General features: G+C 63.3%; 21 protein-coding genes. 12 read left to right on the top strand and 9 right to left on the bottom strand.

Annotation, left to right across the window (positions count from 1 at the left end; all coding sequences use genetic code 11):
• On the bottom strand, positions 1-191 hold a 191-nt coding region (locus NKI72_RS30910; RefSeq protein WP_352851724.1), incomplete at its 3' end, for a hypothetical protein.
• Positions 192-473: 282 nt separating this feature from the next.
• Between NKI72_RS30910 and dnaG the strand changes: the two genes are divergently transcribed.
• The 4 genes from dnaG to NKI72_RS30890 all read left to right on the top strand — a co-directional run bounded on the left by dnaG (position 474) and on the right by NKI72_RS30890 (position 5,923).
• Positions 474-2,435, top strand: a complete 1,962-nt coding sequence (gene dnaG / locus NKI72_RS30905; protein WP_352772046.1) for a DNA primase — start codon at positions 474-476, stop codon at positions 2,433-2,435.
• Positions 2,436-2,809: 374 nt separating this feature from the next.
• Positions 2,810-4,831, top strand: coding sequence for an RNA polymerase sigma factor RpoD (gene rpoD / locus NKI72_RS30900; RefSeq protein WP_352851722.1), 2,022 nt, complete (start codon positions 2,810-2,812; stop codon positions 4,829-4,831).
• Positions 4,832-5,038: 207 nt separating this feature from the next.
• Positions 5,039-5,332, top strand: coding sequence for a GYD domain-containing protein (locus NKI72_RS30895; RefSeq protein ID WP_352450720.1), 294 nt, complete (start codon positions 5,039-5,041; stop codon positions 5,330-5,332).
• A gap of 210 nt (positions 5,333-5,542) precedes the next feature.
• Entirely contained in the window at positions 5,543-5,923 is a 381-nt protein-coding gene (locus NKI72_RS30890) for a thiol-disulfide oxidoreductase DCC family protein (RefSeq protein ID WP_352836214.1), read from the top strand.
• A 159-nt stretch (positions 5,924-6,082) separates the two neighbouring features.
• Here the strand turns inward: NKI72_RS30890 and NKI72_RS30885 are convergent, their stop codons facing one another.
• Positions 6,083-6,235 carry a DUF2798 domain-containing protein gene (locus NKI72_RS30885; RefSeq protein WP_352772044.1) on the bottom strand — a complete coding sequence of 51 codons (153 nt, stop codon included), beginning with the start codon at positions 6,233-6,235 and terminating at the stop codon, positions 6,083-6,085.
• A 270-nt stretch (positions 6,236-6,505) separates the two neighbouring features.
• Between NKI72_RS30885 and NKI72_RS30880 the strand changes: the two genes are divergently transcribed.
• Both NKI72_RS30880 and NKI72_RS30875 read left to right on the top strand, forming a co-directional pair.
• Positions 6,506-7,189 carry a PadR family transcriptional regulator gene (locus NKI72_RS30880; RefSeq protein ID WP_352491496.1) on the top strand — a complete coding sequence of 228 codons (684 nt, stop codon included), beginning with the start codon at positions 6,506-6,508 and terminating at the stop codon, positions 7,187-7,189.
• Between the two features lie 112 nt (positions 7,190-7,301).
• Positions 7,302-7,592 carry an HlyU family transcriptional regulator gene (locus NKI72_RS30875; protein WP_023719334.1) on the top strand — a complete coding sequence of 97 codons (291 nt, stop codon included), beginning with the start codon at positions 7,302-7,304 and terminating at the stop codon, positions 7,590-7,592.
• An 8-nt stretch (positions 7,593-7,600) separates the two neighbouring features.
• Here NKI72_RS30875 and NKI72_RS30870 read toward each other — a convergent pair whose 3' ends face one another.
• From NKI72_RS30870 to NKI72_RS30860, 3 genes are all read right to left on the bottom strand, one after another.
• On the bottom strand, positions 7,601-10,177 hold the full coding sequence (locus tag NKI72_RS30870; RefSeq protein WP_352836217.1) for a polynucleotide kinase-phosphatase: 2,577 nt from the start codon (positions 10,175-10,177) through the stop codon (positions 7,601-7,603).
• A complete protein-coding gene (locus tag NKI72_RS30865; RefSeq protein WP_352851720.1) occupies positions 10,174-11,556 on the bottom strand; it encodes a 3' terminal RNA ribose 2'-O-methyltransferase Hen1 in 1,383 nt (460 codons plus the stop codon). Before NKI72_RS30865 ends, NKI72_RS30870 begins: the two co-directional genes overlap by 4 nt.
• Positions 11,557-11,688: 132 nt before the next feature.
• A complete protein-coding gene (locus NKI72_RS30860) occupies positions 11,689-12,333 on the bottom strand; it encodes an FMN-dependent NADH-azoreductase (protein WP_352491493.1) in 645 nt (214 codons plus the stop codon).
• A gap of 110 nt (positions 12,334-12,443) precedes the next feature.
• Between NKI72_RS30860 and NKI72_RS30855 the strand changes: the two genes are divergently transcribed.
• Complete coding sequence (locus NKI72_RS30855) at positions 12,444-13,400, top strand: LysR family transcriptional regulator (protein WP_352450726.1); 957 nt, start codon at positions 12,444-12,446, stop codon at positions 13,398-13,400.
• Here NKI72_RS30855 and NKI72_RS30850 read toward each other — a convergent pair.
• The gene (locus tag NKI72_RS30850; RefSeq protein WP_352683626.1) at positions 13,333-13,959 is read right to left on the bottom strand and encodes a TetR/AcrR family transcriptional regulator; all 627 of its coding nucleotides are present in this window, start codon (positions 13,957-13,959) and stop codon (positions 13,333-13,335) included. The genes NKI72_RS30855 and NKI72_RS30850 overlap by 68 nt on opposite strands.
• A gap of 66 nt (positions 13,960-14,025) precedes the next feature.
• Here NKI72_RS30850 and NKI72_RS30845 point away from each other — a divergent pair, with 66 nt between their 5' ends.
• Positions 14,026-14,451, top strand: coding sequence for a VOC family protein (locus tag NKI72_RS30845; protein WP_352836222.1), 426 nt, complete (start codon positions 14,026-14,028; stop codon positions 14,449-14,451).
• On the opposite strand, the gene NKI72_RS30840 is transcribed toward NKI72_RS30845, so the two are convergent.
• On the bottom strand, positions 14,448-15,398 hold the full coding sequence (locus NKI72_RS30840; protein ID WP_352491490.1) for a S1C family serine protease: 951 nt from the start codon (positions 15,396-15,398) through the stop codon (positions 14,448-14,450). The genes NKI72_RS30845 and NKI72_RS30840 overlap by 4 nt on opposite strands.
• A gap of 169 nt (positions 15,399-15,567) precedes the next feature.
• Between NKI72_RS30840 and NKI72_RS30835 the strand changes: the two genes are divergently transcribed.
• The 3 genes from NKI72_RS30835 (at position 15,568) to NKI72_RS30825 (ending at position 18,061) form a co-directional block, all read left to right on the top strand.
• Positions 15,568-16,437 carry a S1C family serine protease gene (locus NKI72_RS30835; RefSeq protein WP_352491489.1) on the top strand — a complete coding sequence of 290 codons (870 nt, stop codon included), beginning with the start codon at positions 15,568-15,570 and terminating at the stop codon, positions 16,435-16,437.
• Between the two features lie 7 nt (positions 16,438-16,444).
• Positions 16,445-17,080: a helix-turn-helix transcriptional regulator gene (locus NKI72_RS30830; RefSeq protein ID WP_352473965.1), complete on the top strand. Its 636-nt coding sequence runs from the start codon at positions 16,445-16,447 to the stop codon at positions 17,078-17,080.
• Between the two features lie 114 nt (positions 17,081-17,194).
• On the top strand, positions 17,195-18,061 hold the full coding sequence (locus NKI72_RS30825) for an SDR family oxidoreductase (protein ID WP_352473967.1): 867 nt from the start codon (positions 17,195-17,197) through the stop codon (positions 18,059-18,061).
• Positions 18,062-18,115: 54 nt separating this feature from the next.
• Here NKI72_RS30825 and NKI72_RS30820 read toward each other — a convergent pair whose 3' ends face one another.
• Complete coding sequence (locus tag NKI72_RS30820; RefSeq protein ID WP_352450730.1) at positions 18,116-18,631, bottom strand: TIGR00645 family protein; 516 nt, start codon at positions 18,629-18,631, stop codon at positions 18,116-18,118.
• Positions 18,632-18,870: 239 nt separating this feature from the next.
• Positions 18,871-20,130 carry an OmpA family protein gene (locus NKI72_RS30815; RefSeq protein WP_352851718.1) on the bottom strand — a complete coding sequence of 420 codons (1,260 nt, stop codon included), beginning with the start codon at positions 20,128-20,130 and terminating at the stop codon, positions 18,871-18,873.
• Here NKI72_RS30815 and NKI72_RS30810 point away from each other — a divergent pair.
• The coding region (locus tag NKI72_RS30810) for a hypothetical protein (protein ID WP_352851717.1) at positions 20,116-20,665 on the top strand (550 nt) is incomplete at its 3' end. The two genes, NKI72_RS30815 and NKI72_RS30810, sit on opposite strands and share 15 nt — an antisense overlap.

Genomic DNA, 20,665 nt, shown 5'->3' with positions numbered 1-20,665 from the left:
GCCTGGTTGATGGTCACCGTCGGCAGCGCGAACGCCGCGGTCGGCACGAGCACCAGCACGAGAATGGCGGCGAGGGCGCGCCTCAGCGTTGCGAACAAAAGCAGAAAAATCGACGACAACAGAAAGGAAAGTGCGGACAACGGCAAACGCCGCAGCCGCATGGTGACATGCGCATCCAGAGCTACGGTCACCCCGTCCCCCAAAATCCCCCGACCGGCGGGCCTGCTCTCTACGGGCGCTGAATTCCGGACGAGTCGCCTTTGCTTATGATCATCTAGATTGGCGAGTTCATGCAAAGTCAATCTTGAAGCCACGGGTCAGGTAAGCTTGAGACTATTCCCGCCGCGGTGTGGCAGCCACGCAACGTCAGGCGCCTGGACCCCTTGGCCCTGTGAAAACCGGGTATGGTTCCGCATTAGGAGTCGTCGGGCTTCGCCGGCGTGATTATATGGAGGCCAAACGAGCTGTCCCCCATGCGCTTTCCGCCTGCTTTCCTCGACGAGATCCGCGACCGCGTGCCGATTTCTTCGGTGATCGGCCAGCGCGTCGCGTGGGACAGGAAGAAGACTAACGCGCCGCGCGGCGACTATTGGGCGTGCTGTCCCTTCCATGGCGAGAAGAGCCCGTCCTTCCACTGCGAGGACAAGAAGGGCCGCTACCATTGCTTCGGCTGCTCGGTTTCGGGCGACCATTTCAAGTTCCTGACCGAACTTGACGGGATGAGCTTTCCTGAAGCGGTCGAGAAGATCGCCGACATGGCCGGCGTGCCGATGCCGGTTCGCGATGCCCAGGAGGAGCGGCGCGAAAAGGAACGCGCCAGCCTGACTGACGTCATGGAGATGGCGACGGCGTTCTTCCAGGAACGGCTGCAGGGACCGGAAGGGGCAAAGGCCCGCGCCTATCTGCGCGACCGGGGGCTGACACCGGCGACGCAGCAGTCTTTCCGCCTCGGCTATGCCCCCGACAGCCGCAATGCGCTGAAGGAGCATCTTGCCGCCAAGGGTGTCCCCAAGGCCGACATCGAGGCGTGCGGGCTGGTGCGCCATGGCGACGACGTCCCGGTTTCCTACGATTGGTTCCGCGACCGCATCATGTTCCCGATCCCGGATTCCAGGGGCAAGATCATCGCCTTCGGCGGGCGGGCACTGGCGCCGGATGCGCCGGCCAAATACATGAACTCGCCCGATACGGAGCTCTTCCACAAAGGCAACGTGCTCTACAATTTCGCCCGTGCGCGCCAAGCGCTCGGAAAGGGGGCGCTGGCCAAGGGCGGCACGGTCATTGCCGTAGAGGGCTACATGGATGTGATCGCGCTGGCGCAGGCCGGCTTCGAAAACGTGGTGGCGCCGCTCGGCACCGCGTTGACTGAAAACCAGCTCGAACTTCTATGGCGCATGGCTGGCGAGCCGGTGCTGTGCTTCGACGGCGACCAGGCCGGGTTGAAGGCAGCGTGGCGCGCCGCCGACATGGCGCTGCCGGCGGTCCAGGCAGGCCGCTCCGTGCGATTCGCCCTGCTGCCGGAGGGCAAGGATCCCGACGATCTGGTCAAGGGTGACGGGCCGGATGCGTTCCGCGCCGTGCTTTCCGAGGCACGGCCGCTGGCCGACCTCTTGTGGATGCGCGAGACCGCCGGCGGCATCTTCGACACGCCGGAACGGCGGGCGGAGCTCGAAAAGACGCTACGCGAACTGACCAGCCGCATCCGCGACGAGAGCCTTCGTTATCACTACCAACAGGAAATGCGCGAGCGCGTGCAGAGCTTCTTCGGTGCCCAGCGCGGACGCCAGGGACGTCAGGACGGACGGCCCGGTGAGCGCTTCCCGGGCAGGGTCTCAGCACCCGGCGGACAGTTTGCACGTGGCGGCAATGCCGGTGGGCGCACCGCGATCACCGAAAGCCTCGGCCGCTCGGCGCTGGTCAAACGCGGCGGCGAGGGCATGTCGGTGCGCGAGGCGACGATCATTGCGGCCCTCGTCAACCATCCCGTGCTGATCGACGAGAATTTCGCCCATGTCGAGTTCCTCGATCTCGCCAATTCCGATCTGAAGCGGCTGCATGCGGCCATCCTCGACGCCATGGCGCACGATATGGCCAACAACCGCGAGGCTGTAATCGCGACGATCGAGCGGGCCGGCTGCGGTGAGATCTGGCAGCGCGCGGTGGCGCTGATCAAGCGTGCGCGGCAATGGCCGGCGCTGGAAACGGCAGCGCTCGACGATGCTCGCGATGCGTTCAGCCAAGCTCTCCACTTGCAGCGCAGCGCGCGCACCTTACATAAGGAGCTGAAGCAGGCGGAAGCAGCGCTCGCCAGCGATCCCACGGACGAAAATTACCGGCACCTGGTCGAAATCCAGGCGCAATTTCGTGATGTGCAGGCAACGGAAGCGCTGATCGAAGGGTTTGGCGTATCGTCGGGCAGAGCTGGGCGCGTTTAGATTGAAGCCTCCAGAAGACTGAAATGTAAGGACGTGCTTGCGCGTTGAATCAAGCGTGCGGTGCTCTAAGTCGGGTAATTGATTCGCTTTTTTCATGCGAATCATGCGAGAGGCGCTTGACCTTCCGGCAGAATGGCGGAATCAGGTCGATTCGAAACGTTAACCCGCCCCGGCATCGACGGGAATGCAGCGATGTAAGGTACTGATCACTGGACAGGCAGTCAGCTTGCCACAGATATCAGGGTTAATCTGGACTTAACGAGAGATGCAGTTACTGGCCCGGTAAAGCGCGTTCTGGAAAGAGCGCATCCAATTTGACCGGACCGGCAGCTTACGCGGCTTTGATACTCAGCCGCTTGGAGAAAATAAAGACTATGGCGACAAAAGAAAAGGAAGAAGTCGAGACCGAACGCGAGGCCGCGACCGATGGCCCTCTGCTCGACCTTTCCGACGATGCTGTCAAGAAGATGATCAAGGCCGCCAAGAAGCGCGGTTATGTCACCATGGACGAGCTGAATTCGGTGCTGCCCTCGGAGGAAGTGACCTCCGAGCAGATCGAGGACACGATGGCCATGCTTTCCGACATGGGCATCAACGTGGTCGAGGACGACGAGCAGGGCGAGGAGCCCGAAGCCGCCGAGACCGCCGCTGACGCCGAGGAAGACGCCAACGAGCTGGCCGAGCAGACCGGCACCGCCGTCGCCGCCACCACGACCAAGAAAGAGCCGACCGACCGCACCGACGATCCGGTCCGCATGTATCTGCGCGAGATGGGCTCAGTCGAGCTTCTGTCGCGCGAGGGCGAAATCGCGATCGCCAAGCGCATCGAGGCCGGCCGCGAGACGATGATCGCGGGCCTGTGCGAAAGCCCGCTGACTTTCCAGGCCATCATCATCTGGCGTGACGAGCTCAACGAATCGAAGATCCTGCTGCGCGAGATCATCGACCTTGAAGCGACCTATGCCGGGCCGGAGGCCAAGCAGGCGCCGGTTGTCGAGCGTATCGAGGAAGCCAAGACCGAGGAAAAGTCGCGCCGTTCGCGCGAGGACGAGGACGACATCACCAATGTCGGCGGCGACACGCGTGGCCTGGTGGACGACGACGAGGAAGACGATGACGAGGCGAGCCTGTCGCTGGCGGCCATGGAAGCGGAACTGCGCCCGCAGGTGATGGAGACGCTCGACGTCATTGCCGACACCTACAAGAAACTGCGCAAGCTGCAGGACCAGCAGGTCGAGAACCGGCTGGCTGCCGCGGGCACGCTGTCGCCCAGCCAGGACCGCCGGCTGAAGGAATTGAAGGACCAGCTGATCAAGGCGGTGAAGTCGCTGTCCTTGAACACGGCGCGCATCGAGGCACTGGTCGAGCAGCTCTACGACATCAACAAGCGCCTGGTGCAGAACGAAGGCAAGCTGCTCAGGCTGGCCGAAAGCTATGGCGTGCGCCGCGAGGAATTCCTCAAGGAATATCAGGGCTCGGAGCTCGATCCCAACTGGACGCGCTCGATCGGCAATCTAACCTCGCGCGGCTGGAAGGAATTCACCAAGAACGAGAAGGACGCCATCCGCGACCTGCGCGCCGAGATCCAGAACCTCGCCACCGAGACGGCGATTTCGATCCAGGAATTTCGCAAGATCGTCAACCAGGTGCAGAAGGGCGAGCGCGAAGCCGCGATCGCCAAGAAGGAAATGGTCGAGGCCAATCTGCGCCTCGTCATCTCCATCGCCAAGAAATATACCAATCGCGGCCTGCAGTTCCTCGACCTGATCCAGGAAGGCAATATCGGCCTGATGAAGGCGGTCGACAAATTCGAATACCGCCGCGGCTACAAGTTCTCGACCTACGCGACGTGGTGGATCCGGCAGGCGATCACCCGTTCGATCGCCGACCAGGCGCGCACCATCCGCATTCCGGTGCACATGATCGAAACGATCAACAAGATCGTGCGCACCTCGCGCCAGATGCTGCATGAGATCGGCCGTGAGCCGACGCCGGAAGAACTGGCGGAAAAGCTCGCCATGCCGCTGGAAAAAGTGCGCAAGGTGCTGAAGATCGCCAAGGAGCCGATCTCGCTCGAAACGCCGGTCGGCGACGAGGAGGATTCGCATCTGGGCGACTTCATCGAGGACAAGATGGCGATTCTGCCGATCGACGCGGCGATCCAGGCCAATTTGCGCGAGACGACGACGCGCGTGCTGGCCTCGCTGACGCCGCGCGAAGAGCGCGTGCTCAGAATGCGCTTCGGCATCGGCATGAACACCGACCACACGCTTGAAGAGGTCGGCCAGCAGTTCTCGGTCACCCGCGAGCGCATCCGCCAGATCGAAGCCAAGGCGCTGCGCAAGCTCAAGCACCCGAGCCGGTCGCGCAAGCTCAGAAGCTTCCTCGACAGCTGAGGCCGGGTGACGGATAAGCAGTTTAAAGGGCGCCGGTGGCGCCCTTTTCCGTTTGGACACAGGCGATCACGATTGGACGCGCCGCTCTTGCGGGTCGCGCCCTACGAGAGGATAATTCCGCGACGGACGCATTCTCTGGGCGACAAACCCGGATGCCCGCCCCGGCAGTTGGACGCCGTGCTCCGTGGCACCGGAGGGAGGTGTGCCATGACAACTTACATCGTGCTGATCAACTGGACGGAGCAAGGCGCCAAAAACGTGCGCGAATCGCCGAAGCGGCTCGATGCCGCCAAGAAGCTGCTGGGAGACATGGGCGGGTCCTTTAAGGCATTTTATCTCACCATGGGGGATTGCGACATGGTGGCCGTGCTCGAAGCGCCCGATGATGCCGTCCTGGCTCGTTTCTCGTTAATGCTGGCGACGGCTGGCAACGTCAGGACTCGGACGCTCAAGGCTTTCCCGGAGGATGCCTATCGCGAGATCATCACCTCGCTCGGCTGAGCCGCGGCGCCTGAAGCGCGTCGCGCTGAACGGCCTTTGCGACGCGCTTTAGGCTCTTCTTTTTATGCATGTCGTTATCGTAAAACCGCTGCATACCCTTTGGGCGACCTGGATCAGCGAAGCCGGCCATTCCGCCGGTATCGTGTCACGTTGCGGCGCAACGGCATTTCTCGGATAATCCGTGCGTGTCCTCTGGTGCCGTTTCGAAACATGAGCAAGCCTCTGCTGACTGTCTGGTACAATACGCGCTGTCCGGTCTGCGATACCGGCATCCGCCGGCAGAAGCGGCGGCTGATCGGGGCGGTCAAGGCCGGGCGGATCGAATTTCGCGACATCAATGCCGAACCGGCGGCGCTGGCCGGGTACGGCATCGGCCTGGAGGACATCCGGCGCCGGCTGCATGCGATCGACGCCGACGGCAAATTGCTGGTCGGCGCCGATGTTGCCATTGCTGTATGGCGCACGACGCCCGGCGAAGCCTGGCTCGCAACGCTGTTCGGCAATCCCGGCGCACTGCCGTTGACGCGCTATGGCTATGATCGCTTTGCCGATCTGCTCTATGCCTGGAACCGGCGCAAAGGCCGCTGGTAACGGGTATTATTCGCTCCGCACCGAAACGTCCGGAGATTGTTTCCGGGCCTTTCGCGTGCCCTGCTATCGAGCCACGGGCTCGCAAAGCCAGCCAACGATGCGGCGCACCGCCGGCAGCACCAGCAGCAGCGTCGGCCAGCCAGGACAGGCCTCAAGCCGTCAGCCAAGTGGCCACATGTCGGGCTGGAAGCCAAGGCTTTTCAGTGTCGAGATGAACGACACGATGAACGTCGTCAGCAACGACAGCACCAGCGGGCCGAGCACGGCGGCATAGCGCACAGGCAGCCTGCTGCGCGGGGTTTTCATGGTCATTTGGATTTCCCTGAAGCATCCGGTTCGTCGCCTTGCACCCATTCGCCGGTATTGTCGGCGTAACTGCTCGGAACGACCGGGGTGGATGCGTTGCTTCACGTCAGACGCTTACGGAGCGGCCTTCGGCCCTCATGCACCATCTAGCTGCCCTCGCTGGCGAGATCAATCCTGCTGGTGCCATTTTCAGATACATCGTAAGATATATCTTGACTCGGCCGTGGCGGGCACTTAGTTGAGATATATCGTAAGACATAACTCAAGGAGCAGACAATGCACAAAGACAATCATTTCAGCCATCATCGTTTCGGCGAACGCGCCGAGCGCGTCTTCATGCATATGGCCGGCAAGTTCGGCGGACGTGGCGGCGGCTTTGGCCCGTTCGGGCATGGCATGAGAGGCGGCGGACGCGGCGGGCCGGGCGACATGTTCCGCGCCGGCCGCATGCTGGCCGACGGCGATCTCAAGCTGATCACGCTGTCACTGCTGGCCGAGGCGCCGCGGCACGGCTACGACATCATCAAGGCGCTGGAGGAGCGCACCAGCGGCGTCTACAGCCCGAGCCCCGGCGTGGTCTATCCGACGCTGACCTTCCTGGAGGAGGCCGGCTACGCCGTTTCTGCGGCGGAAGGCAACAAGAAGGTGTTTTCAATCACCGAGGCTGGGCAGGCGCACCTCAACGAAAATCGCGAGATGATCGACCACGTGCTCGAACATCTCGAGCGCTTCGGCCGCAAGATGGCCAAGGCGCGCGACTGGTTCGGCTGGAACGATGACGGCGACGGTGGCCGGCGCGGCCGCGGCCGCTCGGAAAAGCGCGACGAGTTTCGCGCCGTGCGCCACCGGCTACGCGCCGCGCTCGGCGAGATCGTCGATGCGCCTGAAGCAAAGCAGGCCGAGGCAATCAGCATATTGGAAGCTGCCGCGGAAGCCCTGGAAGCGCTGACGCGCGACTGACCTCTAACGGCAGGCCGCAGGCGGCCCTTGCCGGTCCAGCCAAGGACCGGTACTGAAAATCATCCTGCGTCGCGCTATGTGGTGCAGGATGATTGCCGTTGGAGGATACCCCATGTCTTTTCTGAAGCGTCTTTTCGGCGGAGGCAACGAAGCCGCCGAGCCAAAGACAGCGGCGCCTGTAAAGCAGATCGAGCACAAGGGATTTTTGATCAGCGCCACGCCCTACAAGGCGGAGGGCCAGTACCAGACCTGCGGCGTGGTTTCGAAGGAGATCGACGGCGTGATGAAAGAGCACAAATTCATCCGCGCCGACCGCTTTGCCGGGCTTGATGACGCTGTCGACATCTCGATCAAAAAGGGCATCCAGCTGGTCGACGAGCAAGGCGAAAAGATCTTCGGATAGATCGGCTACTACAGCCTTGGGTCGATTGGCTCGCTTTCCAACGCCAGCACGGCGAAGACACACTCGTGAACCCGGCGTAGCGGCTGCTTGGCGACAAATCGCGTTAGCGCTTCGTGGCCAAGCGCGAACTCCCGGAACGCCAGGCTGCGCTTGCCGGCCAGGCCGCGTTCTCGGAGGCGGATGAGATTGTCGGGTGCATCATATTCGGGACCATAGATGATGCGCAAATATTCCGGGCCGCGGACCTTCAGCGCCGGCTGGATGAGCCCCTTCTCGCCACGGCTGACGAAGTCGCGTGGTTTGACCACCATGCCTTCGCCGCCTGAGCCGGTCAGTGCTTCCCACCAGGCGACGGCCTCGGCACACGCGCTGCCGTCGGCGAGGTCAACCATACGCCATCGAGTCGGCGTGACCACGCCGCCACGGGCAGCCAGACGGTCCGCGAGCGACATGTGCCAGACATGGTCCTGGTCAAACCAAACACGTCCCTCGCTGGCCAGCAGGTGGAAAGGCGCGGCCTTAAGGTCCTCGACGCCCGAAACTGGCCATACGTAGGGCGCCCAGGCGGTGGCGTATTTGGCTGCGCGGACGGCCCGGTCTTCAAGGCGTGCGTTCAGGCCGGCTGCATCGACGCCGCGCGCCATCGCACGGGCCAGCGCCTCGCTGCTGGCCTTGAGACCGGCGGCAGAGGATGTGGCCACAGGCGCATACTGGCTTTCGATCAGACTGCCGGCCTTGGCCGACCAAGGCATTATCTCGGCGTCCAGCAGCAGCCAGTCGCTGTTCAATTCCTTCCACAGATCCGCCGTGTCGACCTCGGCGCGGAGACGGGCGAGCAGGCCCTCCGTCATGGCACTGTCGTTGAAAAAGGAGCGTCCGGTGCGGGTCCAGATTGCGCCGGTTTCGTCGCCAGGGACCCCGAAGCGGCTGCGTGCCGCCTGCGCGTTCCGGCAGAGCGCGATCACTGCCCGCGAACCCATGTGCTTCTCCTCGCACACGATCTGCGCAACGCCGCGCTCGCGGAAGTAAGCGAAGGCATCCTCCGGACGTTCCAGCCAGCCGTCCTGGCTGCTGGTCTCGGACGGCGACATGGTCGGCGGCAGATAGATCAGCCATTGCGGCGAGAGCGCGAAGCGGCTCATCACCTCCAGTGCTGCCGACGCGTTCTCCTCGGCCACGACAATCCGGCCCCTCAGTCCGGTCTCGATCCAACGGCGACCGGAGACATCCTGATAATCGAGCACGCCGTCGGCGTCGGCCTGTGCCGATTTACCGGGACCGGACCCGCCCAGCGGACGTATCGGCTCCGACCAGGTCTCGATTGCCGGCACCTCGACCAGTTCGCGTTCCGGCCAGCGCAAGGCCGTCAGCTTGCCGCCGAATACGCATCCGGTGTCGATGCACAGGGTGTTGTTGACCCATTCGGCCGATAGCGTGGGCGTATGTCCATAGATAATGGCCGTCTTGCCACGATAGGCCGCAGCCCAGTCGGCACGGACGGGCAGCCCGAATTCGTCGGTCTCGCCTGTGGTCTCGCCGTACAGAGCGAACTCGCGCACAGCGCCGGAACCGCGTCCGATCATCCCTTCCTTGAGGCCGGCATGGGCGACGGCGAGGCCTCCGCGATCGAGCCAGACATGGCTGCGCAGGCCGTCGAGAAAGGCCGGCAGCGCCTCGCGCAGGCCTCGGTCCTGTGCATTTAGCTGATCAAGAGTCTGCTGGAGGCCGTGAGCGACAGTGACCTTGCGGCCTTCTAGCCAGCGGCTGAGTTTGCGTTCATGGTTGCCCTGGACACAGTAAGCCGTTCCAGCCGCGACCATGCTCATGGCAATGCGCAGCACGTCGGGCGAGTTGGGGCCGCGATCGACGAGGTCGCCGACAAAGACGATCTTGCGGCCCTCTGGTGGAACCACGGTGACCATTCGGTCGCCCTGATGCTCAGACCAGGCGACGCTGTAGCCCAGTCGAGCGAGCAGGATATGAAGCTCATCCGAACAGCCGTGGATGTCGCCAATGATATCGAACGGGCCATGGTCGTCGCGCTTATCGGTCCACAGCGGCTGTCGCGACACCTCGGCCGCGTCGATGCTGGCCTCGCTGGTAAGCTTCCAGACTTGGCGGAAGCCCTCGCGTTGGAGGCCCCCAAGACCCTTGCGGACCTCGGTTGTCATGCGCTGGGCGACCCCGGCGCCGAACTGCCGGTCGGCTCGCACCGCATTGCGTGCGACGCACACCTCGACGCCTGGATCGAGGACCACGGCGACGGGCAAAGCGTGCCACTTGCGCGCCAGCTCAATCCAGGGCTTGCGGTCGGCGGCTCGCACATTGGTGGCATCGATGACGGCCAGCCTGCGGTGTTTGAGCCGCTTGCCGGCTATTTCGCGAACCAGATCGAAGGCATCCGCAGAGACGTCCTGGTCGGTTTCGTCGTCGGAGATCAGCGCCCGGCACTGGTCCGAGGAGATAATCTCGGTCGTCAGGAAATGCTTGGTGGCGAAAGTCGACTTGCCCGATCCGGTCGAGCCGATCAGCACGACGAGGGCGAAGTCAGGAATGGTGAGGTTGGTCTTATCAGGTTCTCTCATCGGGTGAACACCGCCATCTGTGTGGGGGCGCCGAGGGTCGGGTCCTCGGCTCCGATACCGCTGAAGGTGGCTGCATAGCCATAGATCTCGCCGATTTTGGCCGCCCAGGCTTGGAACTGAGCCCGGCTCCATTCGAAACGGTGATCGGGATGGCGAAATGCGCCAGGGACCAGTCTTGGAAACAGAGCGTTGTAGTCCGCATTCGGAGTGGTCACGATGACGGATTTGGGCGCCGTCTCACCGAAATCGATGCGTTCGACCAGGGGCAGCCTGTCCTCGTCGAGATGCTCGATGACCTCGACCAGAACGGCGACGTCGGCTGCGGCCCAACGGCTGTCGCGGTAGGTCAGCGATCCATGCAGCAGCGTGACCCGGCCCTCGGGCGGCCCGCCTAATTCGTTCAGCTTGAGACGCTTTGCGGCCCATTCCAGTTCGCGCGCCGCCGGATCCAGACCGAACAGCTTGTGAATCCATCGCTCGCGCACCAGCCTGTCGAGCAGCTTGCCTTCACCGCATCCCAGGTCCGCAACCGTGGTTCCTCGCGTCGCCCGAATGGCGTGGACAACTGCGTCCATGCGCAGATCGTTGAGCCGGATAGGCGTCTCCAGCGCTTCCTCGGGCGTAACGCGCGGCTCGGCAGGTTGTGCCTCGCCAGCCGTCTCGGGAGCCAGCCGCTCCAGGGCGATGCGGGCCAAAGCCCGGCGATTGCCCAGATAGCGGCGCACGATCAGGTCTTTGGCCGGATGGTTTTCCAGCCAGCCTTCGCCTTTGGACAGCAGCTTGTCGATCTCTGCTTCGCCGACCCAGTAATGCTTGGCATCGTCCATCACCGGGATCAGCACATAGAGGTGGTTCAACAAGGCGCTGAGCCAGCCCGTGCCGGTCAGCTTCAGATGGCCGTATCGGGGCTCGCCCGCAGCACCCCCGATTCCTTCGATTGGCGTCAGATCGACTGTCCAGCCCAAGGGTTCGAACAAACTTCGAACCAGAACCTCACCGCCGCGCGTTGGCAGTGGCGTGACCACGGCTTCCAGCGGCAGTTCGCTGTCGGCTAGTTCCTGGCGCTCCTTCGATATACCGGTCATCGCCGTCCGCAGCATTTTGTTCAGCGCCACCGACAGGAAGGATGATGCAGCGTAAGGCCGGTCGTTCACAAATTGGTCTAGCAAGCCTTCTGACTGGCCCTTGCCTCGCACCAGTCCCACCGGGTCGACGTCGAGCAGGAGTGCAGCCTCGCAACGCTCTTCGGTTGCCTCGGGATAGAACAGCCACGCCTTGCCGAAAGACAGGTCGGTCTCGTGCAGGCGATCCGGATGCTTGTGCAGCAAGAAGCCGAGATCGGTGGCCGGACGGTGCGTTGTGGCAACGGAAAGGAACATCCGCGACCGATAGCGCAGACAAGCGGAATAACCAATGGCGGTTGTGTGGCCCACCACAATAGGTTGTCGCCAACGACAACAAGGGCAGGCGCCGGGCGCCTGCCCTTGTACAATTCAGACGATCCTGACGCTTTACGCCGCGGTGGCGACGCGCTCGGCATTACCGGTCGCGGCCACAATGGCGTCGACCTTGGTCGAGGCCTTGGCCAGCGCTGCTGCCACCGCATCGGCGCCCATACCGACTCCTTCGATGCGGATGACCTCGAGATCGGTCATGCCGAGGAAGCCAAGCACGCTGCGCAGGTAGGGAATGGCGTGATCGAACTGCACGGCCGCACCTTCGGAATAGATGCCGCCCGAAGCCAGCACGATGTAGACCTTCTTGCCGGTGACGAGGCCCTTGGGGCCGTTCTCGCCATAGGCAAAGCTCTTGCCGGAACGGGCAATGTGATCGACCCAGGACTTCAGCGTCGAGGAGATGTTGAAGTTGATGAAGCCGGTGGCGAGAATCACCGAATCGGCGGCGAACAGTTCATCCAGCACGACATCGGAGACGCCAACGACTTCGGCCTGGCGCGAGGTGCGCGCTTCGGCCGGCGTGTAGATGCCGGTCGCATAATCGGCATCGATGTGCGGCAACGGATTGGCGACGAGGTCGCGCACGACAAGCGTGTTCGACGGATCGGCGGCAACAAGCTTTTCGGCGAATTCAGTAGCAATACGGGTCGAGTGTGAGGCAGCGCCGCGCGGGCTCGATGTGACAAGAAGGATGGACATAATGGGGTCTCCAGGGTTGGATCAAAATCTCCCGGCAGATATGTGTGCGCAGACCCATTTGAAAAACTGGTATATTTTGTATATTATCCATCTAAAATGTGGATTGAACGATGCAACCGAACCCGACGCTTGACCAACTGCAGATCCTGGTTGCGGTGGCCGAGACCGGCAGCTTCTCGGCCGCCGGGCGCAAATTGAATCGCGCGCAATCGGTGATCAGCTACGCCATCGCCAACCTCGAAGCGCAGCTCGGGCTGAAGCTGTTCGAGCGCGAGGGCACGCGTGAACCGCAACTGACCGATGTCGGCAAGGCGACGCTGGAAGATGCGCGGCGCATGGTCGGCGTGCTGCAACGCATCCGCTCGCGTGTCGACGGATACCGGCAGGGATTGGAGGCGGAAGTGACGCTGTCGGTCGACGTGACGCTACCGTCGCCGGTGCTGGTTCGGGTGCTAAAGGCATTCGAGGCGCAGTTCCCGGCCGTGACGCTGCGTCTGCATATCGGCTCGCTTGGCCTTATCCTCGATCATGTTGTCGGCGGACAGGCCGATCTCGGCATCGGGGGGCTTCTGGGTGAGACGGACGTGAATCTGCTTCGCATCGGCTTCTTCTCCCTGGTGCCAGCCGCAGCGCCTGATCACCCTCTGGCGCTGCTGCCGAGACCAGTGGCGCTAGAGGATGTCCGCGAACACATCCAACTGGTCGTCTCGGACCAGTCCGAGCGTACGCGCGGGCGTGACTATGGCGTCTTCGCCTACCGCACCTGGCGGCTGACGGATGTGCGCACCAAGCACGTGCTGATGCGCGAGGGGCTGGGCTGGGGCGGGCTGCCGCGATGGCTCATCGCCGATGATCTGGCGACCGGGCGGCTCGTCGAACTCGATCTCGAGCCTTACAGCGAAGTCCGCTCGCCGCTCTATGCCATGCACCGCGCCGATCGCAGCCCGAAACCGGCGGCCGCCTGGCTGATCGACCAGTTCAAGCGCCAGCTAGGCTGTTTCAACGAGTTCGAACCGGGTGAGATACCTGAGGAGGAGCCGGAGACAGGCCGTCGATCAGCGCCATGAGAACGGCGCGATAGTCCTCGATCGATGCTCCAGTTTCGATTGCGAGCGCTGCGCGGTCGAAGGCGGCTGCGAGCAAAGCGGTCAGTGCTTCCACAGGCAGTCTCGTCATGGAGTGCGAGCGCATCGCGGCAACAAGGCCGTCGCGCAGCGAACGGTTGCCATGGCGATTGTCGATCGCATCCATGGCGGCGCGGCCGAGCACGGCCGGGCCGTCAAGCAGCAAGAGCCGCGTACGGCCGGGCGCACGCATGGCAGCCAGATAGGCATCCGAGCCGGCAATCAGCGCATCGCGGGCAAATAGCGAAGGCGGCGACGCGCGTTCGATCTCTTCCGAGACGGCTTGCGCCTCCTGTTCGACCACAGCGGCAAACAACGCCTGCTTGTCGGCAAAGTGATGATAGAGCGCGCCGCGCGTGACGCCGGCAGCGGCGACGATCTCGGGTGTGCCGGTCTCGGCATAGGACTTTTCGGTGAACAGTTTGCGAGCCGCGGCGATGAGCTCAGCGCGTGTCGCCTCGGTGCGATCACGGTTGGAGCGACGAGCGGATCCTTGTTGCATACATGCAGCCTGTATGTTATTGCCATTTACATGCAGACTGTATGTTATTTGCCGGGAGAAGGAAAGATGAGGACGACGAGCTATTATCCGGTGCTGATGACGAGCGACGTTGCCGGCACGGCAGCCTTTTATGTTGCGCATTTCGGCTTCAAGCCGCTGTTTGAGGCCTACTGGTACGTGCATCTGCGCTCAGCCGAAGATCGCCGCGTCAACCTCGGCATCGTCCAGGGCGATCATGAGACGATCCCGGAGGAAGGGCGGGGCCGCACATCTGGCCTGCTGATCAATTTCGAGGTCAGGGATCCGGATGCCATCTGTGAGCGGATCACCGCCGCTGGCCTGCCGATCCTGCGAACGCTGCGCGACGAACCCTTCGGCCAGCGTCATTTCATCACCAGGGATCCCAACGGCGTGCTGATCGACGTGATCAGGCCGATCCCGCCGAGCCCAGAATTTATGGCGCAATATGCGCAGGGTGCTGCGGCGCGCTAACTCGCCCGCGCCAACGGCATCACGGTGACCTGAGTAATGCCGGAGCGGCGCACCACCGTGCACAGTGTCTCGCGGCCGATGCGCTCGGCGTCGAGCATGCGCACCAGATCGTCGACGCCGGTGACCGGGCGGCCGTCGATGGCGGCAATAATGTCGCCTTCCCTGAGGCCGGCTTTGGCCGCCGGGCTGTTCTTTTCGACGGTGCGCAGGCGCACCGCCGTGCTGCTCGATACTTGCGACAAAAGGGCTGCGCGGCGCGGCAGGTTGGTGGTGTCGGCGGAAACGCCGATGAAGGCACGGCGCACACGGCCGAAGCGGATGATTTCCGAGATGACGAAATTGGCGGTGTTGGAGGCAACCGCGAAGGCGATGCCTTGCGCACCGTGGATCATCGCGGTGTTAACGCCGATCACCTCGCCAGCCGAGGACACCAGCGGTCCGCCAGAATTGCCGGGGTTGAGCGCGGCGTCGGTCTGGATGACGTCGTCGATCAGCCGGCCGGTGGAGGCACGCATCGAGCGGCCGAGTGCCGAGACGACGCCAGCGGTGACGGTCCATTCGAAGCCGAGCGGATTGCCGATAGCAATAGCAATCTGGCCGCGCCTCAATCGCTTGGAATCGCCAAGCGGCGCGACGTCCGCAAAGTTGCCGTCGGCGCGCACCAGCGCAATGTCGGTGTCGGGATCGCGGCCGAGCACGCGGCCTTCCCTGGAGGCGCCGTCCGGCATTGACACGCGTACGCTGCGCGCATCGCCGACGACGTGGAAGTTGGTGACGACCAGCCCGTCCTGCGCGATGACGAAGCCGGAGCCATGGCCGCCGGGGCCACCGATGCGCTCGATGCGGCAGACAGCGGGCCCGATGCGGTCGACGGCATCGGCGACCGTCGCCGAATAGGCATCGAGAAGGGCATCGTCATATTGCAATTGCTGGGCGGGCAGGGCCATCCGAAGGCTCCGTTTGGAACAAGATGAACAATGCCTATATGTGCGGAGCGGCCGGACCGGCCGCGACCTGACCAGATGGCCAGTCAAATGCCCAACTAGCCGTCAGGCGAGTATCCGCCAACGCCCTGCCGGGCGATATCTGGGTCACGAAGAACCCAGGAGACAAATCATGAGCGATTTCAATCTGAGCACGTTTTCCGACGCCATTGCCGACATCGCGGCAGCCGCGGCACCAGCGACGGCCAGCTTCGCGACGCACCACCGGACGTCAACTGCTTTCCACTGGCGGGACGGCTATTTCGTCACTGCCGAGGAGGCGGTCGAGGCCGGCGAGGAGATCGAGCTGACGTTTTCTTCGGGCGAAGCCGTCAAGGCGGAACTGGTCGGCCGCGACCCGTCCACCGGCACGGCCGTTTTGAAACCGGCCGGCGCGCCGGCCGCCCCGTCACTGGTAAAGGCGGATGCGGTGCGGCCGGGCAACCTGGTGGTCGTGGCGGGCAATAGCGACGGCACCTCGCTCGCTACCTTCGGCACGGTCGGCGAGGTCGGCCCGGCCTGGCGTTCAATGCGCGGTGGCACGATCGACCGGCGCATCAACCTTGCCGTCAATGCCGGCGGCCGTTTCGAGGGTGGCCCTGTGCTCGACGCCAAGGGCGGACTGATCGGCATGCTGCTGTTCGGGCCACGCCGGCGGGCGCTGGTCATGCCTTACGAAACGATCGAGCGGGCAGTCACGACGCTGCGCGAGAAGGGTCATGTGGCGCGCGGCTATCTTGGCGCCGGCCTGCATCCGGTCCGCAATGGTGATACACAGGGCGCCATGGTGATGAGTCTCGACGATAACGGGCCGGCGAAATCAGCCGGTCTCAGTCTCGGCGACATCATCGTGTCGTGGAACGCAGAGACGGTGCATGGCCCGCGCGAGCTGATCCGCAAGCTCGGGCCGGACAGCGCCGGTGCCTTGGTGACACTCGGCGTGGTGCGCGGCGGCGAGAATCGTGAGGTTTCCCTGACCATCGGTGAAAAGCCACTGAGCTGAGGGATAGATGGTAAGCGGTGAGGTCGCTGGCAGACGGCTGACGGTGCTGATCGCGCTCGGTGACGCCGAGCGCACGCGAAGTCTGTCCGCCATTCTCGCCGCGACCGATGATCTGCGGCCGGTTCTGGCCGGCGAAGTCGACGGGCGTGAGGCGGCGGATGTCGCCATCGTCGATGATCATGGGCTACAAGGCGGGCTCGTCGACGCGGCTATGCCTCGCGTGCTGCTATCGTCGCGAGCGGCCCGTGAACGGCCGGCCGATACAGTATTTGCCGTGCTGCCGGTGCAAGCGGACGAGTTGCTGATCGCCGCCGCCGCGCGGCTCGCGGCTGCGGGCTACCGGATTTCGCGTGACAGTCATGCTCTATCCGATCTGCATCACGATTTGACCTTCCATGGCAGCGACCGGTTCGAAGAGGAACCGACTGACGAGCATATCGTCCGGCCGACGCTTTCGCCGCGGGAAGGCGAGGTGCTGGCGCTGCTGGCCGAGGGCGCCCCCAACAAGGTCATCGCGCGGCGGCTGAACATCTCCGTGCATACGGCGAAGTTCCATGTCGCAGCGATCCTGACGAAGCTCGGTGCCGCCAACCGCACCGATGCGATTGCCATCGCCATGCGGCAGGGCCTGGTGCTGGTCTAGTTCAGATTGTCTCAAGGCCGACGCAGCGTAACCCGCATGCGGTGTGTTGGGCCTTGCGCGGCGGTTCTCAGCCGCGCAAGGATCGTGTCTTTCATGTTGCAGGAAGGCGCAAGGATGTCGCTCAAGGGAAAGACGCTTTTCATCTCCGGCGGGTCGCGCGGCATCGGGCTGGCGATTGCGCTGCGCGCCGCGCGCGATGGCGCCAATGTGACGATCGCGGCCAAGACCGCCGAGCCGCATCCGAAGCTGCCCGGGACGATCTACACGGCGGCGCACGAGATCGAGCAGGCCGGCGGCAAGGCGCTGCCGGCGCTGTGCGACATTCGGGATGAAGAACAGGTCGCCGAGGCGGTCGCCAAGACCGTGGAGCGGTTCGGCGGCGTCGATATCTGCGTCAACAACGCCAGTGCCATCCAGCTCACCGGCACGTTGGAGACCGATATGAAGCGCTACGATCTGATGCACCAGATCAACACGCGCGGCACTTTTCTCGTCTCCAAAATGTGCATTCCCCACTTGAGGTTGGCGGAAAATCCTCACATCTTGAATCTGGCGCCGCCGCTCGACATGAAGGCCAAGTGGTTCAAGAACCATGTCGCCTACACGATGGCAAAGTTCGGCATGTCGATGTGCACGCTGGGCATGAGCGCCGAGTTCGCCAGGGACGGCATTGCGGTCAATTCGCTATGGCCGATCTCGACCATCGACACGGCGGCGGTGCGTAACCTCCTGGGCGGGGCGACGGTGGCGGCGATGAGCCGTTCGCCCGACATCATGGCCGATGCGGCATACGCCATCCTGGTCAGGCCGTCGCGTGAGGCGACCGGCAATTTCTACATTGACGAAGAAGTGCTGCGCGCTGAGGGCGTCAGCGATTTCTCGGCCTATGCGCCGGGTGCGACAGGCCCGCTCGCCGGCGACTTTTTTGTGCCGGACGAGGTGTTCGGCCGGACGGATACCAAAATCAAAGGTATCTACTGACGGAAAGTATCTAGCTGACAGGCATATCTCTTAAAGACCGGCACAGACGTGTGCTCAGTCTTCGGCTTTCTTGGCTTTGCCAAGACCCATCAGCCGGTCGATATAGGCAAGCATCAGTGCCGACAGAACGAAGGCCAGATGAATGATGGTCAGCCACATCAGCTGGTCGGTCGTGTAGGAGACCGAGTTCAGGAACACCTGCAAGAGGTGGATCGAGGAGATCGCTACGATTGTCGAGGCGACCTTGACCTTCAGCGAGCCGACATCGATCGTGCCCAGCCAATGCACCTTGCCGTCATTTTCATCGAAGCGGCTGACGAAGTTTTCGTAACCCGAGATGATCACCATCACCACCAGTGAGGCGACCAGCGCGGCATCGATGAGGCCGAGTATTTTCAGGATGGTGTCGGTGTCATCGAGCGTGAAGGCAACGGAGACGAACTCGAACAGCTTGTTGCCGAAGGACACGGCATAGATGGCAAGTGCCGCACCCAGTCCGAGATAGAAGGCGACCAGCAGCCAGCGCGAGGCGAGAATGATCGATTCGATGGCGAGTTCGAGGCGCTTCATGCGGCGATTCGGGCTCCGTTATCGGAGTGCCGTATTTCGGGCAGGCTGCGGCGGTTTGCAAGGTTTCAAAAAAACGAAACCCCGCCGGGGAGGGGAACCGGCGGGGCTCGGGTGTCCCGCTGGAGTCGGGACAGGGCAGGGAACGCCCTTTCCAGAATCTGGGATGGGTAACCGCGCGTTTCAAGATTGATGACCGCGCGATTCAATGGTTGATCAAATCGCGCGGTTCACATTGCGGTTTATTGGGCGCTGGCCACAGGCGCTACCAGGGGTGTAATCCGGCGGATGGCGACGCGGCGGTTCTCGCGGTTGGGTCCCGACGTGTTAACCTTGAGATACTCCTCGCCATAGCCCTGCGTCGTCAGGTTCTCCGGCGGGATGCCAAAGGCGTTGGTCAAGGCTTCGGCGACCGCCTCGGCGCGGCGGTCGGACAGAGCAAGGTTCGCTTCCGGTGTGCCGACAGCGTCGGTATGGCCCTCGATCAGGAAGCTCTCGGCCGGGTTTTTCTTCAGCAGCTTGTCCATGGCGTTGGCAACACCCTCCAGCTTCTGGACCTCGGTGTCGGAAATCGAGGCCGAACCGAATTCGAAGTTGAGCGTGTCGAGGTCGATGCGGCGGGCGATGTCGCGCACGCGGGCCGAGCGCTTGACCTCGTCGATCGAATAGAGGCGCTGGACCCTCTCGACCGGCGGCCGTTCGAGGAAGGTGTAGTAGTCGTCCGGATCCTCGACCTCTTCGGAATCCAGAATGTATTCCTCTTGCGGGATGGTAAGGCGCATCGGCGGCAGGTCGTCGCCCGGGTCGCGCCAGTCTGCATCGTCGTCATAGTTCCGCTCGTCGACATAGCTCAGCACATATTCGCGGCCGTCGGGCGCGATGCGTGAACGCTGGATGACGTCGCCGTAGCGGTTGCGGATGGTGACGATCCGGACACCATTGTCACGCTCGACTATTTCCCGGGTGCGATCGCCCGACAGGTCCTCATAATAGACATTCCGGGCGCCGCGGTGCATGCGCGGTGCATCGCTGCTTTCGACGAACGTCTGGTTGTTGAACTGGAGGATAACGCGGTCGCCGAATTCCCTGACGACGTTGGCGCCCTGGGGGCGCGGACGACGACGAACATCCTCGACGTCCGGCGCACGCTCGACGCGCTTGCCTTTTTCCTCGGTCACCGGAACGATCTTTTCAGGCTTGATCTCCCGCTGGGCTGCCCGGTCGTCGGTGGGTGGCGGCCCCTGATCGACCGGAGCCGGCTTCGGGGCTTCCACCTGGTTCTCGCCCTGCTGGGTGGGCTGGTTGCCCTGCTGCTTACCGGCATTTTGGCCGCGCTCCTTGCCACCCTTGCGCTTGCGCAAGACATCCTTCTGGCTGTCCAGAACAGGTGCCTCGTTCGGATTGGCCTGGGCTTCACCCTGGACCGGATTTTCACCCTGGACCGGCGCGGCCTGGCCAGTCGAAGGCTGTTCGCCGGTCGAGGGCTGTTGCTCTCCTGTCACCGGCTGTTCGCCGACAGGCCTCTTGCCACGTTTCTTGATCTTGTCCTGGGGCTGTTCGCCCTGGACGGGAGCGGCCTGCTGCTCGATCGGAGCCGGTTGGGCCTGTGGGGTCGCTTCCTTATTGGTCGGCGCCGGCTGGCCTTCCGCCTCCGTGGCGGGTCCGGTCAATTCAGCAGGCTTCTTGCGCTTGCCCGGCTTTTGTCCGGGCTCGACAGTCGGAGCCTGTTCTGCCGGGGCAGCCTCGATCTGCTGGTTCTGTTTTTGCTTCTTCTTGCGCGGGTTGACGTTGGGCTGGTTGTCGTTTGCCGGCGCTGCCTGCTCGGCCGGTTGTTCCGATGGGGCCGCTTCGATCTGCTGCCGATTGCGCCGCTTCTTGCGGGGTTGCTCGGACTCGGCTGGAGCGATCTGCTCGGCCGGAGCGGATTCTGTTTGCTGCTGCTGATTGCGCCGCTTCTTGCGGGGTTGCTCGGACTCGGCTGGAGCGATCTGCTCGGCCGGAGCGGATTCTGTTTGCTGCTGCTGATTGCGCCGCTTC

Origin of the sequence: Mesorhizobium sp. M0437, from assembly GCF_040321335.1 — a bacterium.
GTDB lineage: Bacteria > Pseudomonadota > Alphaproteobacteria > Rhizobiales > Rhizobiaceae > Mesorhizobium.
Note: the sequence above shows the minus strand (reverse complement) of the source record. Positions and strands in the feature narration are given on the sequence as shown.

Coding starts and splice junctions, on each gene's coding strand:
- NKI72_RS30860 (WP_352491493.1), bottom strand. CDS start 12,333: ATGTCCATCCTTCTTGTCACATCGAGCCCGCGCGGCGCTGCCTCACAC.
- NKI72_RS30880 (WP_352491496.1), top strand. CDS start 6,506: ATGCACAAAGACAATCATTTCAGCCATCATCGTTTCGGCGAACGCGCC.
- rpoD (WP_352851722.1), top strand. CDS start 2,810: ATGGCGACAAAAGAAAAGGAAGAAGTCGAGACCGAACGCGAGGCCGCG.
- NKI72_RS30885 (WP_352772044.1), bottom strand. CDS start 6,235: ATGACCATGAAAACCCCGCGCAGCAGGCTGCCTGTGCGCTATGCCGCC.
- NKI72_RS30890 (WP_352836214.1), top strand. CDS start 5,543: ATGAGCAAGCCTCTGCTGACTGTCTGGTACAATACGCGCTGTCCGGTC.
- NKI72_RS30875 (WP_023719334.1), top strand. CDS start 7,302: ATGTCTTTTCTGAAGCGTCTTTTCGGCGGAGGCAACGAAGCCGCCGAG.
- NKI72_RS30870 (WP_352836217.1), bottom strand. CDS start 10,177: ATGAGAGAACCTGATAAGACCAACCTCACCATTCCTGACTTCGCCCTC.
- NKI72_RS30865 (WP_352851720.1), bottom strand. CDS start 11,556: ATGTTCCTTTCCGTTGCCACAACGCACCGTCCGGCCACCGATCTCGGC.
- NKI72_RS30830 (WP_352473965.1), top strand. CDS start 16,445: ATGGTAAGCGGTGAGGTCGCTGGCAGACGGCTGACGGTGCTGATCGCG.
- NKI72_RS30835 (WP_352491489.1), top strand. CDS start 15,568: ATGAGCGATTTCAATCTGAGCACGTTTTCCGACGCCATTGCCGACATC.
- NKI72_RS30845 (WP_352836222.1), top strand. CDS start 14,026: ATGAGGACGACGAGCTATTATCCGGTGCTGATGACGAGCGACGTTGCC.
- NKI72_RS30825 (WP_352473967.1), top strand. CDS start 17,195: ATGTCGCTCAAGGGAAAGACGCTTTTCATCTCCGGCGGGTCGCGCGGC.
- NKI72_RS30895 (WP_352450720.1), top strand. CDS start 5,039: ATGACAACTTACATCGTGCTGATCAACTGGACGGAGCAAGGCGCCAAA.
- NKI72_RS30840 (WP_352491490.1), bottom strand. CDS start 15,398: ATGGCCCTGCCCGCCCAGCAATTGCAATATGACGATGCCCTTCTCGAT.
- NKI72_RS30850 (WP_352683626.1), bottom strand. CDS start 13,959: ATGCAACAAGGATCCGCTCGTCGCTCCAACCGTGATCGCACCGAGGCG.
- NKI72_RS30820 (WP_352450730.1), bottom strand. CDS start 18,631: ATGAAGCGCCTCGAACTCGCCATCGAATCGATCATTCTCGCCTCGCGC.
- NKI72_RS30855 (WP_352450726.1), top strand. CDS start 12,444: ATGCAACCGAACCCGACGCTTGACCAACTGCAGATCCTGGTTGCGGTG.
- dnaG (WP_352772046.1), top strand. CDS start 474: ATGCGCTTTCCGCCTGCTTTCCTCGACGAGATCCGCGACCGCGTGCCG.